This is a genomic window from Ureaplasma ceti, from assembly GCF_040369755.1.
Classification (GTDB): Bacteria; Bacillota_I; Bacilli_A; order Mycoplasmatales; family Mycoplasmoidaceae; genus Ureaplasma; species Ureaplasma ceti.
On the sequence record NZ_BAABQM010000001.1, the window covers coordinates 1 to 22,403 of the forward strand.

7 protein-coding genes are annotated in these 22,403 nt (G+C 33.1%); 3 read left to right on the forward strand and 4 right to left on the reverse strand.

The window, feature by feature from the left end; translation table 4 throughout:
- The 3 genes from ABWU82_RS00005 to ABWU82_RS00015 form a co-directional block, all read left to right on the forward strand.
- Window positions 1–3,746: hypothetical protein (locus ABWU82_RS00005; RefSeq protein WP_353289457.1), on the forward strand; the 3,746-nt coding region annotated here is incomplete at its 5' end.
- Between the two features lie 660 nt (window positions 3,747–4,406).
- Window positions 4,407–6,677, forward strand: coding sequence for a coiled-coil domain-containing protein (locus tag ABWU82_RS00010; RefSeq protein WP_353289458.1), 2,271 nt, complete (start codon window positions 4,407–4,409; stop codon window positions 6,675–6,677).
- A gap of 21 nt (window positions 6,678–6,698) precedes the next feature.
- Window positions 6,699–17,699 (forward strand): coiled-coil domain-containing protein, encoded by an 11,001-nt coding sequence (locus tag ABWU82_RS00015; RefSeq protein ID WP_353289459.1) that lies wholly within the window; start codon window positions 6,699–6,701, stop codon window positions 17,697–17,699.
- A 163-nt stretch (window positions 17,700–17,862) separates the two neighbouring features.
- On the opposite strand, the gene ABWU82_RS00020 is transcribed toward ABWU82_RS00015, so the two are convergent.
- From ABWU82_RS00020 to mnmA, 4 genes are all read right to left on the reverse strand, one after another.
- On the reverse strand, window positions 17,863–18,330 hold the full coding sequence (locus ABWU82_RS00020; protein ID WP_353289460.1) for a hypothetical protein: 468 nt from the start codon (window positions 18,328–18,330) through the stop codon (window positions 17,863–17,865).
- A gap of 196 nt (window positions 18,331–18,526) precedes the next feature.
- Window positions 18,527–18,886 (reverse strand): hypothetical protein, encoded by a 360-nt coding sequence (locus ABWU82_RS00025; RefSeq protein ID WP_353289461.1) that lies wholly within the window; start codon window positions 18,884–18,886, stop codon window positions 18,527–18,529.
- 220 nt (window positions 18,887–19,106) lie between these two features.
- Complete coding sequence (dnaK, locus tag ABWU82_RS00030) at window positions 19,107–20,891, reverse strand: molecular chaperone DnaK (protein WP_353289462.1); 1,785 nt, start codon at window positions 20,889–20,891, stop codon at window positions 19,107–19,109.
- Window positions 20,892–21,147: 256 nt separating this feature from the next.
- Entirely contained in the window at window positions 21,148–22,257 is a 1,110-nt protein-coding gene (mnmA, locus tag ABWU82_RS00035; protein ID WP_353289463.1) for a tRNA 2-thiouridine(34) synthase MnmA, read from the reverse strand.
- Between the last annotated feature and the right edge of the window lie 146 nt (window positions 22,258–22,403).

Here is a 22,403-nt window from a genome sequence, read left to right on the forward strand (position 1 = left end):
CTGATGCACAAGCTCAAATTGCAAGTGATAAAGCAAAAACTGCAGTCCAAACCTCTGCAGCAGCAAACCAAGTAATTGGTCAAGCTAACTCAACAGAAAACAGTGTTGATAAATTAGCAAAATCAAGTAATTCAGCAATTTCAACACCTGCAAAACAAGCTCAAAAAGATGCTCAAGAAGCACAAACTGCTGCTCAAAAAGCAATTGATGATGTTAAAGCAGATAAATTAGCAGATGCTCAAAAAGAATTAACAAAAGCTCAAGGCTTACAAAAACAAGCTCAAGCTTCTGCTCAACAAGCCATCGATGCACAAAATGCTGCAAATAAAGCAGCCAATACAGCTAATGGTGAAGCAATCGCTAATGCGGAAAATAAAGCTCAACAAACTCAAACCACAGCTAATGGAATTAGCAAAGCAATGGGTGACATTGCAAATTCAAAAACTGCATCAGAAAAAACAAAAGCAGATGCACAAGCTGCTCAAAAATTAGCCGATACTGCTGCACAAGATGCACAAACTGCAAAAACAGCTGCTCAACAAGGTGATTTAAAGACTGCACAAACTGACCAAAAGAAAGCTGATGAAGCTTTAAGTCAAGCTCAACAAGCTGCTGATAAAGTAACTCAAGACGAAGCTCAATCTGCTGCTCAAGCCGCTACTCAAAAAGTAAAATTAGAAACAGAAATTAATAAAATTATCGGAAAATTATCTGGAGAAATTTTAGGAATTCAAGCAGTAGATAGCTCATCTAACGACGAAGCTAAATTAGCTATGTCTACAGCTCAACAAGGATTATCAGCAGCTCAATCTGCATTAAAATCTCTTGAAAGTGGCGATGTAAAATCTGCGATTAAACAATTGCAAGCTGCTCAACAAGCTGAAGGAACAGTTGAAAATGAAGAACCTACAGCCATTAATGTTGCTAACCAAAATAGTTTAAATAAAGGTATAGAGTTAGGAAAAGTTGAGGCAGAAGCCCAACAATCAATTTCAGAAGCTGATGGTATTATCCATTCAGTTGCAAAAATTTCTAATAAAGATGCACAAACAGCAGAACAATTAGCAAAACAAGCTCAAGCTTTAGCAACTGCAGCCAACAAAGCTGCAGAATCTGGAGATTTAAAAACTGCAACTACTGATGAACAACAAGCTCAATCATTATTAAAACAAGCTCAGGCAACTGCTAATAAAGCAATTTCCGCTCAAGCTCAACAAGCCGCAACTAAAGCTAATGAATCTTCAACTATTTTTGGTGAAGCTCATGAAGTTATTGGCCAAGCTAATACAACAACTACTGACATGACACCATTATTGTCATTTACTGGTGGCTTGGATAATAAAACTAACAGTCGTGTGGAACAATTAGCTAATAAAGCATCTAACACTGCACAACAAGCACAAATTGCTGCTCAAACTGTATTAAATGATTTACAAAATGGTAATTTAACTCAAGCCCAAAAAGATTTAAAAACTGCTCAAAATTTAGAAAATGCAGCTCAACAAGATTCACAAGCTGCAATTGCTGCTGCTGAACAAGCTGTCCAAGCTAAAGGTGTGGCTATTGGCGAAGCATTACAAAAGGCTAACGATACTATTAATCAAACTAACGTTTTAAATCCAACTATTCAAAAAGCGTTAAGTTCATCTAATACTAATATTCAACAAATGGCTCAACAAGCTCAACAGGATTCACAAACTGCTTCATCTGCCGCGCAACAAGCAATTCAAGCAGCTAATGCAGGTGACCTTCAAGCTGCTGCAACAGATCAAACTGCTGCTGATAATGCTTTAAAATCCGCGCAAACAGAAATACAAAATATTGTTAAAGCACAAAAAGCAGCATCAGCTAAACTGGCTGCTCAAAAAATTTCATTAGAAAATTCATTAAAAGAATTAATCGGTGAAGCAAGTGTAATTACAGCTGCACATAATAGTTTCTTAAATAATTCTTCTAATAGCAAAGCTGTTGGATATGCGAATGAAGCTAATGAGAACGCAAACAATGTAATTCAAGAAGCCACTCAAGCATTAAAAGATTTAGCTTCAGATAGTTCAGAAGATGTACAAAAAGCTCAAGGTTTATTAAGTTCTGCAACTGCTAATAACACAACTGCTCAATCATACTTTAATCAAGCAATTGGTGCTGAAAACGACGCATTAAATGCTGATAACGAAACAATTAATAAATTAGAATCTGAAGTGAATAATTTAACTAATACTTATAATTCATTAAAGGATTCAACAACTGAAACAATTAATTCTTTAAACAGAAGAATTCAAGTGTTGTTAAATAGAATTCAAACTCAAAATCAAGAGATTTCTGGTTTAGAAAACGATAACAGTACATTACAAACACAAGTTAATAACCAAAAAGCTGAAATTCAACAATTAGAAAATCAGAACCAAAATTTAGAAAATGTTATCAATCAATATAAACAACAAATTCAAGAAGATAATGCGGTGCAACAACAAGTTGATAGTGCATTACAAAGTGAAAATGATATTATCAATGCAATCAATAGTTTCTCAACGTTCGCAAGTCAACAATTAAATAATTATAGTAATTCTGACTGGGCTGCAGCAACATCAACCGGATTTAATATGTTTATGCCGTTATTAATGCAAATGAATACAAGCAGTCCTCACTTTAATAACTCTGGTTCACCTCAAGAAACTTCTCAATATTACAATCCTAACAATGGATACAATTACGATGTTTATCCAAATGGCAACCAAATAACAAATGGTATAGCTAACCAAATGCAACAAGAAAATATCCCTACAAATTACGCAAACCTTGGTAATGCGTTAGGAAATATTATGTTGAAATTTGATTACGAAAATACTGTTGGTATTAGTGGAAAAGTATTTGGTTGATTTGGTAAGAAACACGTAGATACATATAACATGGCTATTCCAAGTAGTCCAGCGTCATATTTCTTATCATTATTTGATTTATTAGCAAATAATACACAAATCGGATATTTAGGTCTAACTGGTTCTTGACTAGATTATTGAATTAACCAATGATTAAACTTCTATAATTTCCAAGGTAATAATCAACAAGTAACTGGCACTAATGCACAATTAAACGAAACAGATCTGACATTCTTCAATAATTACGCACATTACACGGTAGTAGGTACAACTAATTTAGGTGGTCAAGTTACTGCAACAGAAAATGGTTCAGGAACCCAATTTAGTTACTTTAACGTTCAAGATGTAACGTTGAACTTAACTTTTGATAAAACTATAACTTGAACAAATAACGGAGAAACGGAAACTTACATGATCCAACCTACAACATTAACTGTTTCACCGTTTGTAAAAGAAAATATGGATCAAAACCCATCAAATGGCTTCTACTTGAATCAAAACCTTAACTCTACATACTTCCAAAACGATACAGAAATGAATGGTTTAGTATTTGATATTAACTTCAATGGATATTTAAACAACGATATCAGTAGTACAAAAAACTCTGCTGGTAACTATGCAACGCCATTTAATCAATCTGGTTCAATTTGAAGTATGGAAGCTGAAAATACAGTTAACGTCATAAATCAATACATGAATAACGATGGTACGAGTGCGGTTAACAACTGATATATAAACAGTGATCCAAACTCAACTACTAACTTATATTGACAAGATTCAATCTTGTCTGAATCATTGCCTTGATCATACTTATTAAACAATACAAATTTATTACCTGCAGTTTACACAAACCAAGAATCTCAGTAATTTAAAATTACAAGATTTATCAGATAAATTAAAAAAGGATTTTCTTTAAAAAGAAGATCCTTTTTTTGTTGTTTTTTAATCATAATGGTGCTGATATAAATTAGAAGAGTAGTATAAAAATTAAGAATAATATTGATGAATTATTTATCCTATGTTAAGACAAAATTATTCAGAATTATAGAAAAAAATATCTGACAAATTACTTAATTATTGAGAAATAATTAGCTGACTGTTGAGATTTTAAAATAGCATGTCAGAATTGTCCTATAATAATAAGTGCAAAAAATTTGGAAAGGTATATTGCAAATTATTTGAACAATAGTTCAACAGTGCCTCTATTCGTTAAAAAATATGTTATTTTTTCGAAATATAAAGGTTTGTATTAGTTAAAAAATCTCAAAAATAACATTAAAGAGAGATAAATAAATTTTTGAGAAAAGATAACTAAAGAGAACTGATTCGCTGTTAAATTATTGAACTAAACATGAAACTTACTCAATTAGGTTTCATGCATTTTACATATGATATTATGGCGTTTATTTTACTAACTTCCTATAAATGAACTTCACCAGTTCATATATTTTGTGTTGTGCCAGTAGATTTAAACTTCTATTTTTAAATCATGTTTAGTCCTTTAAATAATTTGTTAGTAATAAAAATATGGCAAAAAAGACACTAAAAAAAGCATTAATCGCAGCTTCCATCGCTACGACGACTACCGGTGTTGTTGCGCCCGTAGTATACTATTCTATTAAAAACCAAAACGATGCTAAAGTGATTAAGCAACAACACACTACCAATCAATTAATTCAACAATTAAAAGATGATATTTCTAGCAAAGAACAAAATATTGCACTTTTAAAAAATAACCAAAATAAGTATTTAAATAAAATCAATAAAAATCAATCAGAAATTAAAACTTTACAAGACATTATTGATAATTTAAATAATTGCAAAAAAAATATTGAACAATCTAATCAGCAACTAAACGATAAAATTAATCAACTAGAAAATAAATTAACAAAAGCAAACGAAAACAACCAAAAGCTAGAAAAAATTAACGCAAAGATTTTACAACTTAAAAAAGAGTTATTCCAACAAACCACTGAAAGCAGTAAGGTACAAGCTGAAATTGATGCTAACGCTGCTTTGAGTGATAAAACGCAAGTGGATGCACTAAGCTCATCTGCACAAATTCAAGCAACTGCCATCCAAAATAATATTGACAGTATGAATGCGACTCAAAACAAAATTAAAGCTGTAAAAATCGATATGAGTCAAGCGGTAAAACACGTTATCAACAAAGAAGTACTAAAGCAAATGCGAGCTGTAATTCAACAAGCTGGCGCTGTGGTTACTGCAACTCAAAACTTGCAAAAATCTTACAGTAATAAACAAAAAGCTTTAACTAATTTATCTGATGCCGCACATACTTTAAGTCAAACTCAACAAGCTTTAGCTGATGCTTATAAAGAAAAAGCGCAAGCTGAACAAGACTTATTGACTGCTACCGATGAACAAAAATCAGCCGCAGAACAATCTGTGATTACTGCTAATAACAAAATTAAAACGGCTGTAAAAAACGTTAAATTTGCCAATGAAACTGTAATTAAGGCACAAAAACAAGTAAATAAGATGACTGAAGCTATCGCTCCTCTAATGAAAGTTTGACAATCTAGTAAAAACGATCTTGCTTCAGAAGAAACTAATTTAAAACAAGCCCAAGTGAACGCTCAAACGCAAGAAACTAATAAAATTGAAGCAATGGTTAATGCTGGCTTAGCAAACACTGCTCAAGCTAACGCACAAGCTAGTCAAGCCAATGCTGATGAAAATGTTACTCAAAAATCTCAAATAGAAGCAGACATCAATAGTTTAAAAACTACTATCGACAATAACCAAGGTTTATTAAATGAATTAAATAAACCTTCAAATATTTCTAATGATTCAGCAGTTGCTAAAGTTCAAAAAAATATTAAATTACTAGTACAAACAGTGATTGAAAAAGCTGATACTTTAAAGACTTTAAAAACTACTCAAGCAAATCAATTAAAAGATTTAAGCGATGCTAACCACCAATTAAGTCTTGATCAACAAATTTTGAGTCAAGATTATAACAATAAAGCTGAAGCACAAAAAATCTTAGCTAATCCAGCTTCTACTCCTACAGTAATGAAACAAGCAAAGAAAGAAATAGAAGTTGCTAGTGAAGAAATCAGTAAACAACAACTAGTAGTTATTGCACAAACTAAAAAAATAAAAGCACAACAACTTATAGTTAATGAAATGAATACAAAAATTAATTTAGCTGTAAATGATTTGAATGGTGCTCAAACACAATTAGAAGATTCTCAAAAAGTATTAAACCAAGTAGTAAACGCTCAAACTCAAACTGCAAGCGCTCAAATTAAGAGTTTAGAAAAACAAACTGCGCAAAATAATGAAGCACAAGCTACAAATGCAGCTAATACTGCATTAAGTGATAAAGCTCAAGCTGATTCTTTAAGTTCATCAGCCAAAGTTCAAGCCACTGCTGCTCAAAACGCAAGCAACAGTATGAACCAAATTCAAACCGCAGCCAATGATTTAATTAACAACATGAATCAAGCAGCTAAATCTGAAACTAACAGTAAAGTTCAAACGCAAGAACAAACTGTGGCTACAAAAGCTGGTGTTGTGGCAAGTGCTGCTCAAAAATTACAAAAAGCATATGTTAATAAACAAGACGCATTAAATAAATTGTCTCAAGTTGCGCATACTTTAAGTTCAGCTCAACAAACATTAGCTAACGCTTATACAGATAAAGCTAAAGCAGAAAAACAATTATTAACTGCAACTTCAAGTGATGCAAAAACTCAAGCTCAAGCTGATATTGAAAATGCTAATGAAGCAATTAAAACAGCTATAAGTCAAGTGAATAACGCTAACTAAGACGTTATTAAAGCTCAAGGTGTGGTAAACAAAGCCACTCAAGCTATTACACCATTAGTAAAAGACTTGCAAACTGCTCAAAGTGGTTTAACTGATGCACAAAACGTATTAAAACAAATTCAAGCTAACGTTCAAAACCAAGACAACAATAAAGCTCAAGCTGAAGTCAACTCTGGTTTAGCTAATACTGCAAACGCTAATGCACAAGCAAGTCAAGCTAACGCTGATGAAAATAAAGCACAACAAGCCCAAGCGGAAGCAAGTGCTAAGAATTTAGCAAACACTATTAGCAGTAATAATGGATTAGTTACTCAATTAAGCAACCCTGATAATGTTTCTAACGATTCAAAAGTAGCTAGTGCTCAAAACGCTGTAAAAACAGCCGCTCAAACTGTAGTGAGTCAAGCTCAAACCGTTCAAGGTTTAGAAAAATCTAAAGCTGAACAATTAGGCAGTCTAAGTGAAGCTAATAAACAATTAAGTACTGATCAAAAAGCGTTAGGTCAAGCTTATGAAGCTAAAGCTGAAGCTCAAAAAGTCTTAGCAAATCCAACTTCAAGTTCAGAACAAATTAAACAAGCACAACAAGCTCTTCAAACAGCTAATAACGATATTACAAAACATCAAACAGCAGTAGCTAATGCTGCAAAAGCTGTTCACAAAGCACAAAATGCAGTTGACCAAACTAATAAACAATTACAAACTGCACAAGATACTTTAAATAACGCTCAAACACAATTAGAAGATTCTCAAAAAGCATTAAATCAAGTAGTAAACGCTCAAACTCAAACTGCAAGCGCTCAAATTAAGAGTTTAGAAAAACAAACTGCGCAAAATAATGAAGCACAAGCTACAAATGCAGCTAATACTGCATTAAGTGATAAAGCTCAAGCTGATTCTTTAAGTTCATCAGCAAAAGTTCAAGCCACTGCTGCTCAAAACGCAAGCAACAGTATGAACCAAATTCAAACCGCAGCCAATGATTTAATTAACAACATGAATCAAGCAGCTAAATCTGAAACTAACAGTAAAGTTCAAACGCAAGAACAAACTGTGGCTACAAAAGCTGGTGTTGTGGCAAGTGCTGCTCAAAAATTACAAAAAGCATATGCTGATAAACAAGATGCATTAAGTAAATTGTCTCAAGCTGCACATACTTTAAGTTCAGCTCAACAAACATTAGCTAATGCTTATACAGATAAAGCTAAGGCAGAAAAACAATTATTATCTGCAACTTCAAGCGATGCAAAAACTCAAGCTCAAGCTGATATTGAAAATGCTAATGAAGCAATTCAAACAGCTATAAGTCAAGTGAATAATGCTAACCAAGACGTTATTAAAGCTCAAGGTGTGGTAAACAAAGCCACTCAAACTATTACACCATTAGTAAAAGGCTTACAAACTGCTCAAAGTGGTTTAACTGACGCACAAAATGTATTAAAACAAATTCAAGCTAATGTTAAAAACCAAGACAACAATAAAACTCAAGCTGAAGTCAACTCTGGTTTAGCCAATACTGCAAACGCTAATGCTCAAGCAAGTCAAGCCAATGCTGACGAAAATAAAGCACAACAAGCTCAAGCGGAATCAAGTGTTAAGAATTTAGCAAATACTATTAACAGTAATAATGGATTAGTTACTCAATTAAGCAATCCTGACAACGTTTCTAACGATTCAAAAGTAGCTAGTGCTCAAAACGCTGTGAAAACAGCCGCTCAAACTGTAGTGAGTCAAGCTCAAACCGTTCAAGGTTTAGAAAAATCTAAAGCTGAACAATTAGGCAGTCTAAGTGAAGCTAATAAACAATTAAGTACTGATCAAAAAGCGTTAGGTCAAGCTTATGAAGCTAAAGCTGAAGCTCAAAAAGTCTTAGCAAATCCAACTTCAAGTTCAGAACAAATTAAACAAGCACAACAAGCTCTTCAAACAGCTAATAACGATATTACAAAACATCAAACAGCAGTAGCTAATGCTGCAAAAGATGTTCACAAAGCACAAAATGCAGTTGACCAAACTAATAAACAATTACAAACTGCACAAGATACTTTAAATAACGCTCAAACACAATTAGAAGATTCTCAAAAAGCATTAAATCAAGTAGTAAACGCTCAAACTCAAACTGCAAGCGCTCAAATTAAGAGTTTAGAAAAACAAACTGCGCAAAACAATGAAGCACAAGCTACAAATGCAGCTAATACTGCATTAAGTGATAAAGCTCAAGCTGATTCTTTAAGTTCATCAGCCAAAATTCAAGCCACTGCTGCTCAAAACGTAAGCAACAGTATGAACCAAATTCAAACCGCAGCCAATGATTTAATTAACAACATGAATCAAGCAGCTAAATCTGAAACTAACAGTAAAGTTCAAACGCAAGAACAAACTGTGGCTACAAAAGCTGGTGTTGTGGCAAGTGCTGCTCAAAAATTACAAAAAGCATATGCTGATAAACAAGATGCATTAAGTAAATTGTCTCAAGCTGCACATACTTTAAGTTCAGCTCAACAAACATTAGCAAATGCTTATACAGATAAAGCTAAGGCAGAAAAACAATTATTAACTGCAACTTCAAGTGATGCAAAAACTCAAGCTCAAGCTGATATTGAAAATGCTAATGAAGCAATTCAAACAGCTATAAGTCAAGTGAATAATGCTAACCAAGACGTTATTCAAGCTCAAGGTGTGGTAAACAAAGCCACTCAAGCTATTACACCATTAGTAAAAGACTTGCAAACTGCTCAAAGTGGTTTAACTGATGCACAAAACGTATTAAAACAAATTCAAGCTAACGTTCAAAACCAAGACAACAATAAAGCTCAAGCTGAAGTCAACTCTGGTTTAGCTAATACTGCAAACGCTAATGCACAAGCAAGTCAAGCTAACGCTGATGAAAATAAAGCACAACAAGCCCAAGCGGAAGCAAGTGCTAAGAATTTAGCAAACACTATTAGCAGTAATAATGGATTAGTTACTCAATTAAGCAACCCTGATAATGTTTCTAACGATTCAAAAGTAGCTAGTGCTCAAAACGCTGTAAAAACAGCCGCTCAAACTGTAGTGAGTCAAGCTCAAACCGTTCAAGGTTTAGAAAAATCTAAAGCTGAACAATTAGGCAGTCTAAGTGAAGCTAATAAACAATTAAGTACTGATCAAAAAGCGTTAGGTCAAGCTTATGAAGCTAAAGCTGAAGCTCAAAAAGTCTTAGCAAATCCAACTTCAAGTTCAGAACAAATTAAACAAGCGCAACAAGCTATTAAAACTGCTGATAGTAATATCGCAAAACAACAAACGTCAGTAGCTAATGCTGCAAAAGCTGTTCACAAAGCACAAAGTGCAGTTGATCAAACTAATAAACAATTACAAACTGTAAAAAATGCTTTAAACAGTGCTCAAACACAATTACAAAACGCTCAAAAAGCGTTGAATAAAGTTGTTACAACTCAAACTCAAACTGCAAGCGCTCAAATTAAGAGTTTAGAAAAACAAACTGCACAAAATAATGAAGCACAAGCTACAAATGATGCTAACACTGCATTAAGTGATAAAAATCAAGCTGATTCTTTAAGTTCATCAGCCAAAGTTCAAGCCACTGCTGCTCAAAACGCAAGCAACAGTATGAACCAAGCACAAACTGCAGCTAATGATTTAATTAACAACATGAATCAAGCGGCTAAATCTGAAACCAACAGTAAAGTTCAAACGCAAGAACAAACTGTGGCTACAAAAGCTGGTGTTGTGGCAAGTGCTACACAAAAATTACAAAAAGCATATGCTGATAAACAAGATGCATTAAATAAATTGTCTCAAGCTGCACATAGTTTAAGTTCAGCTCAACAAACATTAGCTAACGCTTATACAGATAAAGCTAAGGCAGAAAAACAATTATTATCTGCAACTTCAAGTGATGCAAAAGCTCAAGCTCAAGCTGATATTGAAAATGCTAATAAAGCAATTAAAACAGCTATAAGTCAAGTGAATAACGCTAACCAAGACGTTATTAAAGCTCAAGGTGTGGTAAACAAAGCCACTCAAGCTATTACACCATTAGTAAAAGACTTACAAACTGCTCAAAGTGGTTTAACTGATGCACAAAACGTATTAAAACAAATTCAAGCTAATGTTCAAAACCAAGACAACAATAAAACTCAATATGAAGTCAACTCTGATTTAGCTAATACTGCAAACGCTAATGCTCAAGCAAGTCAAGCCAATGCTGATGAAAACAAAGCACAACAAGCTCAAGCGGAAGCAAGTGCTAAGAATTTAGCAAACACTATTAGCAGTAATAATGGATTAGTTACTCAATTAAGCAATCCTGACAACGTTTCTAACGATTCAAAAGTAGCTAGTGCTCAAAACGCTGTAAAAACAGCCGCTCAAACTGTAGTGAGTCAAGCTCAAACCGTTCAAGGTTTAGAAAAATCTAAAGCTGAACAATTAGGCAGTCTAAGTGAAGCTAATAAACAATTAAGTACTGATCAAAAAGCATTAGGTCAAGCTTATGAAACTAAAGCTGAAGCTCAAAAAGTCTTAGCAAATCCAACTTCAAGTTCAGAACAAATTAAACAAGCACAGCAAAATCTTCAAACAGCTAATAACGATATTACAAAACAACAAACAGCAGTAGCTAATGCTGCAAAAGCTGTTCACAAAGCACAAAGTGCAGTTGATCAAACTAATAAACAATTACAAACTGCAAAAAATGCTTTAAACAGTGCTCAAACACAATTAGAAGATTCTCAAAAAGCATTAAACCAAGTAGTAAACGCTCAAACACAATCTGCAAGTGCTCAAATTAAGAGTTTAGAAAAACAAACTGCGCAAAATAATGAAGCACAAGCTACAAACGCAGCTAACACTGCATTAAGTGATAAAGCTCAAGCTGATTCTTTAAGTTCATCAGCCAAAGTTCAAGTCACTGCTGCTCAAAACGCAAGCAACAGTATGAACCAAATTCAAACCGCAGCCAATGATTTAATTAACAACATGAATCAAGCAGCTAAATCTGAAACTAACAGTAAAGTTCAAACGCAAGAACAAACTGTGGCTACAAAAGCTGGTGTTGTGACAAGCGCTGCTCAAAAATTACAAAAAGCATATGCTGATAAACAAGATGCATTAAGTAAATTGTCTCAAGCTGCACATACTTTAAGTTCAGCTCAACAAACATTAGCTAATGCTTATACAGATAAAGCTAAGGCAGAAAAACAATTATTATCTGCAACTTCAAGTGATGTAAAAACTCAAGCTCAAGCTGATATTGAAAATGCTAATGAAGCAATTCAAACAGCTATAAGTCAAGTGAATAATGCTAACCAAGACGTTATTAAAGCTCAAGGTGTGGTAAACAAAGCCACTCAAGCTATTACACCATTAGTAAAAGACTTGCAAACTGCTCAAAGTGGTTTAACTGATGCACAAAACGTATTAAAACAAATTCAAGCTAACGTTCAAAACCAAGATAACAATAAAGCTCAAGCTGAAGTCAACTCTGGTTTAGCTAATACTGCAAACGCTAATGCACAAGCAAGTCAAGCTAACGCTGATGAAAATAAAGCACAACAAGCCCAAGTGGAAGCAAGTGCTAAGAATTTAGCAAACACTATTAACAGTAATAATGGATTAGTTACTCAATTAAGCAACCCTGATAATGTTTCTAACGATTCAAAAGTAGCTGGTGCTCAAAACGCTGTAAAAACAGCCGCTCAAACTGTAGTGAGTCAAGCTCAAACCGTTCAAGGTTTAGAAAAATCTAAAGCTGAACAATTAGGCAGTCTAAGTGAAGCTAATAAGCAATTAAGTACTGATCAAAAAGCATTAGGAGAAACTTATGAAACTAAAGCTGAAGCTCAAAAAGTCTTAGCAAATCCTGCTTCAAGTTCAGAACAAATTAAACAAGCACAACAAGCTATTAAAACTGCTGATAGTAATATCGCAAAACAACAAACGTCAGTAGCTAATGCTGCAAAAGCTGTTCACAAAGCACAAAGTGCAGTTGATCAAACTAATAAACAATTACAAACTGCAAAAAATGCTTTAAACAGTGCTCAAACACAATTACAAGACGCTCAAAAAGTGTTGAATAAAGTTGTTACAACTCAAACTCAAACTGCAAGCGCTCAAATTAAGAGTTTAGAAAAACAAACTGTACAAAACAATGAAGCACAAGCTACAAATGATGCTAACACCGCATTAAGTGATAAAGCTCAAGCTGATGCTTTAAGTTCATCAGCCAAAGTTCAAGCCACTGCTGCTCAAAACGCAAGCAACAGTATGAACCAAGCACAAACTGCAGCTAATGATTTAATTAACAACATGAATCAAGCGGCTAAATCTGAAACCAACAGTAAAGTTCAAACGCAAGAACAAACTGTGGCTACAAAAGCTGGTGTTGTGGCAAGTGCTGCACAAAAATTACAAAAAGCATATGCTGATAAACAAGATGCATTAAATAAATTGTCTCAAGCTGCACATAGTTTAAGTTCAGCTCAACAAACATTAGCTAACGCTTATACAGATAAAGCTAAGGCAGAAAAACAATTATTATCTGCAACTTCAAGTGATGCAAAAGCTCAAGCTCAAGCTGATATTGAAAATGCTAATAAAGCAATTAAAACAGCTATAAGTCAAGTGAATAACGCTAACCAAGACGTTATTAAAGCTCAAGGTGTGGTAAACAAAGCCACTCAAGCTACTACACCATTAGTAAAAGACTTACAAAGTGCTCAAAGTGGTTTAACTGATGCACAAAACGTATTAAAACAAATTCAAGCTAATGTTCAAAACCAAGACAACAATAAAACTCAATATGAAGTCAACTCTGATTTAGCTAATACTGCAAACGCTAATGCTCAAGCAAGTCAATCCAATGCTGATGAAAACAAAGCACAACAAGCTCAAGCGGAAGCAAGTGCTAAGAATTTAGCAAACACTATTAGCAGTAATAATGGATTAGTTACTCAATTAAACAACCCTGATAATGTTTCTAACGATTCCAAAGTAGCTGGTGCTCAAAACGCTGTAAAAACAGCCGCTCAAACTGTAGTGAGTCAAGCTCAAACCGTTCAAGGTTTAGAAAAATCTAAAGCTGAACAATTAGGCAGTCTAAGTGAAGCTAATAAACAATTAAGTACTGATCAAAAAGCATTAGGTCAAGCTTATGAAACTAAAGCTGAAGCTCAAAAAGTCTTAGCAAATCCAACTTCAAGTTCAGAACAAATTAAACAAGCACAGCAAAATCTTCAAACAGCTAATAACGATATTACAAAACAACAAACAGCAGTAGCTAATGCTGCAAAAGCTGTTCACAAAGCACAAAGTGCAGTTGATCAAACTAATAAACAATTACAAACTGCAAAAAATGCTTTAAACAGTGCTCAAACACAATTAGAAGATTCTCAAAAAGCATTAAACCAAGTAGTAAACGCTCAAACACAAGCTGCAAGTGCTCAAATTAAGAGTTTAGAAAAACAAACTGCTCAAAACTATGAAGCACAAGCTACAAACGCAGCTAACACTGCATTAAGTGATAAAGCTCAAGCTGATTCTTTAAGTTCATCAGCCAAAGTTCAAGCCACTGCTGCTCAAAACGCAAGCAACAGTATGAACCAAATTCAAACTGCAGCCAATGATTTAATTAACAACATGAATCAAGCAGCTAAATCTGAAACTAATAGTAAAGTTCAAACTCAAGAACAAGCTGTGGCTACAAAAGCTGGTGTTGTGGCAAGCACTGCACAAAAATTACAAAAAGCATATGCTGATAAACAAGACGCATTAAATAAATTGTCACAAGCTGCACACACTTTAAGTTCAGCTCAACAAACATTAGCTAATGCTTATACAGATAAAGCTAAGGCAGAAAAACAATTATTATCTGCAACTTCAAGTGATGCAAAAACTCAAGCTCAAGCTGATATTGAAAATGCTAATGAAGCAATTCAAACAGCTATAAGTCAAGTGAATAATGCTAACCAAGACGTTATTCAAGCTCAAGGTGTGGTAAACAAAGCCACTCAAGCTATTACACCATTAGTAAAAGATTTACAAACTGCTCAAAGTGGGTTAACTGATGCACAAAATGTATTGAAACAAACTCAATTGAATCAAACAAGAAAAACGCAAGTTGAAGTAAATTCTGGTTTAGCTAAAACATCATATGCTAACGCTCAAGCGAGCGAAGCAAACGCTACTGAAAATAAAACTCAACAAGCTCAAGCTGAGATGAATGCTAAAGATTTAGCAAATACAATTAATGACAACAATGGATTAATTACTCAATTAAGTAATCCTGCTAATATTTCTAAAAATTTAGATGTAGCCAAAGCTCAGAAAGCAGTTAAGACTGCTGCCCAAGCTGTTGTTCAACAAGCTCAAACCGTTCAAGGTTTAGAAAAAGCTAAAGCTGAACAATTAGGTAAATTAAGTGCTGATAACAACCAATTAAGTGAAGCTCAAAATGCTTTAGGACAAGCTTATCAAACTAAAGCTGACGCTCAAAAAGTCTTAGCAAATCCTACTTCAAGCGCAGAACAAATGCAACAAGCCAAACAAACTATTAAAACTGCTGATGGCAATATTGCAAAACAACAAACTGCCGTTTCTCAAGCTGTTCAAAATGTTAAAGTTTGTCAAGCTGCTGTATATAACACTCAAATGCATTTACAAACTGCACAAAATAATTTAGATAAAGCTCAACAAGACTTAAATCAAGCGTTACAAAATAATGTAACTGTATCTAATAAAGCAGAAAGTGTTGTAGACGGTGATAATGATTACGAAAAAGTTTACCAAATTCTTGGTGGCGCTAAATCATTAATTGATTCAGTTATTACAAAGGCGTTACAATCTAGTGATTCTAAAGTTCAAGCGCAAGCAAATACAGCGTTAAAAGAGGCTAACGATGCTTCTGGTTTTGCTAATCAAGTACTTCAATCACTGCAAGCTGGTTTACCTTCTGCTGTATATAATCAAACTTTCACTTCAGCACAAAACTCATTAACAGCAGCGGAAAATGCAGTTAAAGATTTAGTTAAATTAGAAAAAGCATCAGCGGCCCAAAAAGAAGATGATATAAAGAATAAAGAATTACAAGCAAGTAATGTTAAGATTAAAAATCTACAAAGTCAGATAGATGGTTTAAATAAACAATGTCAAACATTAAAAGATTCTAATAGTTCTCAACTTAACAAATTACAAAGTGAAGTTACTGAATGAAAAAATAAAGCAGATCAAAACCAAAAAATAATTGCTAACATTGATGCTAAGAATAAAGAATTAACTTCTCAAGTTCAAGCTCAAGAAAAAATAAATCAGCAATTAAAAAATAGTTATAAAACTATTTCAGAAGAGCTTAAGCAATGAGAAGCCGTGGCTGAAAATGATAAACAAACCGAAACTAAAGTTAATGATATTTTAAATACTGAACAAGACATCATTAACAAAATGAATTTATTTTCAACCTTCACAGAACACCAATTAAAGACTTATACCAACGTAAATAGTAATGATGTTAATAGTGTTGATAAAGCTCGTGTAACTTCCACAGGATTTAATATGTTCATGCCATTAATTATGCAAATGAATACAAATAGTCCTAATTTTAATAACACAGGCTCACCACAAGCGTTAGCACAGATTGAAGGAATTTATTACCAAACACAAAACGAAAATCCTGTGGTTAATGGGATTGCTCGTTTATTAAAGAAACATAACATTTCTTCTAATTACGCTAATGTTTCTAATGCATTGGGTAATATCTTGTTGAAATACAATAATGTAAGTGCAAATGTTCAAAGCAAGATTAGTAACATAAAAAAAGAAATTCAAAACATAGAAAATGATTTAAATAATGAATCGGTAAATACTCCAGATTTATCACCAGACTATGATCCTGACTTTAATTACCCAACAAGTTATAACAATCCAACGAACAATAATTCAGATATTAAAAATAAATTAGACAAAGTTTTAAAAGAATTAGACGAAGTTAATACTAATAATAACGCTTACCAAAACGTTAACCCAAGTAGTCCAGCTTCTTACTTCTTATCATTATTTAATTTATTAGCCAATGAAAAAGGATATCTAAATATGAACAACTCTTGATTGAGTTACTGAATTATACAATGATTAGGTTTTTATAATTTAGCAGATGATGCATCTAATCAGTCAAGTGGATCGGCAACAAAAACTATCGCTTTAGATAAAGAAAAAAATATTTTTTCTAATGTGAGTGGTGATGATTCTTATGAGGATGAATACGAATTTTTCTTAGATTACGCGCATTATAAAGTGGTTGGTGGTACTAACCTTGGTGGCGAAGTAACAACTAAATATGCCACTAATAACGACAACTCAATTAATTACACACAACCTTGGTCGTATTTCAATATTCAAGATGTAATTTTGAATTTAACTTTTAATAAAACAATTGATTGAGCTCCTGAATATGTGGTTAAAGATACGTCTAAGCCTGATGGTACTAATTCTTCTACAACTTATAAAATTCAACAAGATAAACCGGTGACTTATACAATTGAACCTAACAGTTTAACTATTTCTGATTTTGTAAAAAATAATATCGGTACCTCTGTTCAAAACGGTTTATATTTAAACCAAAAATTAGACGTAAAAGATCTAATAGATAATGATGCTAGTTTAAAAGGATTAATTTTTGATATTAACTTCAACGGGTATGTTACAAGCGGAGCTAAGTTCCAACCTTTTGGCTACACTAATACTATTTGAAATATGGAAAGTCAATACACAACTAATTGATACTCTAATGATCCTAGAACTAAAGGAGATTCTAATGCTGATGACTGGTATGCAAATTCTACTTATCACGATGCATCAGACACTTCAGATGCTCTGTATTGAAAATATTCAATTTTATCAGAATCATTACCTTGAAGTTATGTTCTTACAAATTCTTATAATTTATTACCAACGGTTTACCAAAATAGTAGCTTAACTCCAATTAATAATAATGATTATCAACAAGCATCAAACAAAACCAAATAGATTTTGAATTAATTAAAACAAATGTAATGAAAATAACAGCTGACACAAACGAACAGTGTATGGCTGTTATTTTTTTATCCAAAACATAATAAAAAACCATTCAGTATCCAGATGAATGGTTTTTATTTGTAGTGTTGTAATCGTTGTAAAAATATGAATAGCATTAGTTCTGTTTAATTTGGGAAAGTTGAGATAGAGTAAAATTAATAATTTCTTCTTGTTGTAAACGTAAAGTTTTCAGTTTACTTAACAGCACTGCTGAAGTAATGACGGCTCATAAAAAGGTAAAAAAGACTAATAAAAAATCAATAACGCCAATTGTTAAAACTTTACGTTTCAAGTTAGCGTTTTTCATTTGGTTCATTTTGATTAAATTAGCAATACTTAAAAGTAAAGCAATAATTTTGGCGGGAATAGCCAATACAGCTAAACAAACATAGAAACTAGTGCTTAGCACGTTTGTAATTAAAACAACTAACAAAGGAATAGATAAAGAAGAAATGAATTGGCAAATGATAACACCAATTGCATTTTTTCTTAAGATTTGCAAGGTATGTAAGTCTTCTAAAGCCCCAATGTAATCCTTGGGTTTGTTGTGGTCGCCTAAATAGTCGTGTTTATGGTCTCACATAAGGTTATTCACTTTCTTTTATATAAAAAAACTAAATGATATTTTATCATTTATTTTCCTATTTCTTATCTTAAAGATGGTGGATATGCTTACCAAGTAAGATTTAGTTGAATCTCGGTGCTGTCATCTAAACTATTACGAAAAAATATACCTAAGTTGGGTATAAATCCTACTTAGGTATATTATTTTCAGCTAATTAGTATTGTTGTTGTGCGTTGTAAGCTTCTAATTGCATTTGGATGTTTTTGATTTGGTTTAAAGTGATAACTGCAGTCACGATTGGTCATAAGATCGTTAACACGTTTAACACTAAGTTAACAATTGAAACAACTAATAATTTGTCTTTCATTTGTTTGTTGTTTAAGCTAGTCACTTTAATTAAATCTACAATACTGAAAATAATAGAAATAATGACTGGCACAATAAGAATGAATAAACATTGGCAGATGATACTTCATACGGCGTGTTTTTTCATTTTTTGTAAACTGTCCATGTCTTGAGCATAGTTCATTTGGTTTAGTGGGTTAGCACTGTAGTCGTTATTTGAATTTCACATAATGAAATTGTAATTCCTTTATTTTTTTATTGAAATATTAAAAAAATTTTATCATGTTTCTTTTAACAAGTATAAGAAAAACCACCTTCTTGGGAATGAAGGTGGTTGAATATTGAGTTTGCTAAGAACGCTTAAGGGAGTGCGTTACTTCAGCAAATTAAGCTATTGTAATTTAATAAGTTGTCTTGGTTATTTATTTTATGAGTGTAGACAAAAGGAACTATTTCTTTTCAGTAGTTTCTTCGTCTTTAACGTCAGCTTCGTTGTCTTGGTTTTGAGACATGTTTTGAGCCATTTGAGCAGCTTGTGCCATCATTTGTTCAAAAGCAGCTAACTTAGGTTCTAGAGCTTTTCAGTCTTCTTTAGCTTGAAGATCTTTGATTTCGTCTAGTTGTTTTTGTAATTCATCTTTTTTATCTGCAGGAAGTTGAGGCATTGCAAGAATTTCTTCTAGTTGGTGCACTAGTCTGTCAGCACGGTTTTTAATTTCGGCTTGTTTCTTGAATTCTTCGTCTTTTTCTTTGTTTTCTTCTGCTTCTTTGACCATTCTATTAATTTCTTCTTCACTTAAACCTTGTGAATCTTTAATAGTGATACTGTTTTCTTCGTTAGTTTTTAAGTCTTTTGCTTTAACAGACATAATACCGTTAGCGTCAATACTGAAACTAATTTCGATTTGTGGCATACCAGCTTTAGCAGGTTGAATACCTGTTAATTGGAAGTTACCTAATAATTTGTTATCTCTAGCCATTGGACGTTCACCTTGAACGATCACGATGTCTACGCTTGGTTGGTTATCTACAGCAGTACTGAAGATTTGTGATTTTGTAACTGGAATAGTTGTGTTACGTTTAATTAATGGAGTAGCAACTCCACCCATTGTTTCAATTGATAAAGTTAATGGAGTAACGTCAATTAATAAGATGTCATCTACATCACCAGATAAGACCCCACCTTGAATTGCGGCACCCATAGCAACTACTTCATCAGGGTTGATTGTGTTGTTTGGTGTTTTACCAGTTAATTCTTTAACTAATTCTTGAACAGCTGGCATTCTTGTTGAACCACCAACTAATAAAACTTCGTTAATTTCAGATGCGCTGAAACCAGATTCTTTTAAAGCATCTTGAACTGGTTTTTTACAACGTTCTAACAATGGTCTTGTTAGTTCTTCGAATTTTGCTCTTGTTAGTTCTTTTTCAATGTTAATTGGACCATTAGCATTCATTGAAATGAATGGTAACATGATTTGTGCAGTTAATTGACCTGATAAGTCGATTTTAGCTTTTTCTGCAGCATCTTTTAGACGTTGCATAGCCATTTTATCTTTACTTAAATCGATGCCGTATTCTTTACCAGCTTCTTCGATTAATCAGTTCATAATAGCGTGGTCTCAGTCATCCCCACCTAAGTTGTTATCACCTGAAGTAGCAACTACTTCAAATGTACCATCAGACATATCTAAAACAGAAACGTCGAATGTACCACCACCTAAGTCGAATACTAAGATTTTTTCTTCTTTATCAGCTTTTTCTAAACCGTAAGCTAAAGCCGCTGCAGTTGGTTCGTTGATAATTCTTTCTACTTTTAAGCCGGCTATTGTACCAGCGTTTTTAGTAGCTTGACGTTGTGCGTCATTGAAGTAAGCTGGAACTGTAATTACAGCTTTTTCTACTTTTTGGCCTAATTTCTTTTCAGCAAAGCCTTTAATGTATGCAAGAATTTTTGCAGAGATTTCTTCTGGTGTAAATTCTTTACTGTTTACATCAACAGTATATTTTTCCCCGATGTGACGTTTAATTGAGCTAATTGTGTTTGGGTTAGTAATCATTTGACGTTTAGCAGCATCACCAACGATTACTTCTTCACCTTTGAAAGCAACAACTGATGGAACAGTTCTTTTACCTTCAGGGTTTTCTAAAATGATTGGTTTTTTACCTTCCATAACAGCAACAGCTGAGTTGGTAGTACCTAAGTCAATACCTAAAATAATTTCTTTTGCCATATTTAATACCTCGTTTTTCAAAATTTTGTTTTAAGAAGCATTCACTAACATAACGTTGTGTCAATTTCTTAATGCCTAGTTTTGAATTTTTATGTTTCGTTATACTTTTATCGGTAAGTATAGTATAGCACATTTTTAGCACTCTACATATAAAAGTGCTAATTTATTACAGAAATACGTAAAAAAAGAGATTTGTGGAGGACCCACAAACCCCTTTTATATATAAATTATAGTTATACGTTCAGTTTTAATAATGTTATTGTTTTAAAACTTTGTCGATTGCTCCTCCACCTAAACAGATACCGTTTTGGTATAAAACGCAGTATTGTCCAGGAGCAATATTTTTTTGTTTGTCATAAAAGACTTCTACTTGATTATCGTGTAGTTCTACACTAACGTTTTGTAACACTTGACGGTGTCTAAATCTAGCTTGGATACCATGGAAATCTGTTGGTTTAGTAATTCAGTTAAATTCATTAATGATTAAGTGAGCAGAATCTAAATATTCTTCTTCTAGTGAATCAGGTGCCACATATAAAATTTTGTTATCAATGTCTTTTTTACAAACAAAGTACTTTTCTTTTTGACCGCCTAAGCCTAAACCTTTTCTTTGTCCTAAAGTATAGTACATAACACCATTATGGTGTCCAATAACTTGGTTAGTAGTGATATCTACAATATCACCTACTTGGTTTGGTAAGTAGTTACTTAAGAATTTTCTAAAGTTTCTTTCACCGATAAAACAAATACCAGTCGAGTCTTTCTTTTCAGCATTAGGTAAACCTACCTTACGAGCTAATTCTCTAACTTCTTCTTTAGTTAAATCTTCTAATGGGAACAATGCTCTTTTTAATTGTTCTTGACTTAAGTGACATAAAAAATAAGTTTGGTCTTTGTTTTGGTCTTTACACAACATTAGTTCCGAATAATTATCGTAGTGTCTAATCTTGGCATAGTGACCCATTGCGATATAATCACAGTTAAATTCTTTTAAAGCGTATTTTTGGAACGCTTCAAATTTAATGTGTTTGTTACATAATACATCAGGGTTCGGCGTTCTGTTGTGTTGGTATTCGTATAAGAAATATTGGAAGACATCGTCTCAATATTCTTTAATAAATTGTTGTCTGTATAACGGAATGTCTAAGAATTTAGCTACCGCTTCAGCAGCTTGAAAATCAATTTCCGCATCACAAACATCGTATTTAGATTCGTAGTTATTTTCATAATTTGCGGTTGAATCTCAGTTTTGCATAAACAAGCCAATGACTTCATAGCCTTGTTGTTTTAGTAGATAAGCTGATACGGCTGAGTCTACCCCACCAGATAAACCCACAACCACTCTTTTAGCTTGTGTTGGTGTCATATTTTGTCCCTAACCTTTACTTTTTGATATAGAAATATTGAGTTTAAAAAAATTAATTCTTTAAACATTATTGATTAAAAAAATGTCTGACATTTTTTCACAATGGTGGAATGAAGGGTAAAGGAATCAGGACACCATTGCGTAAC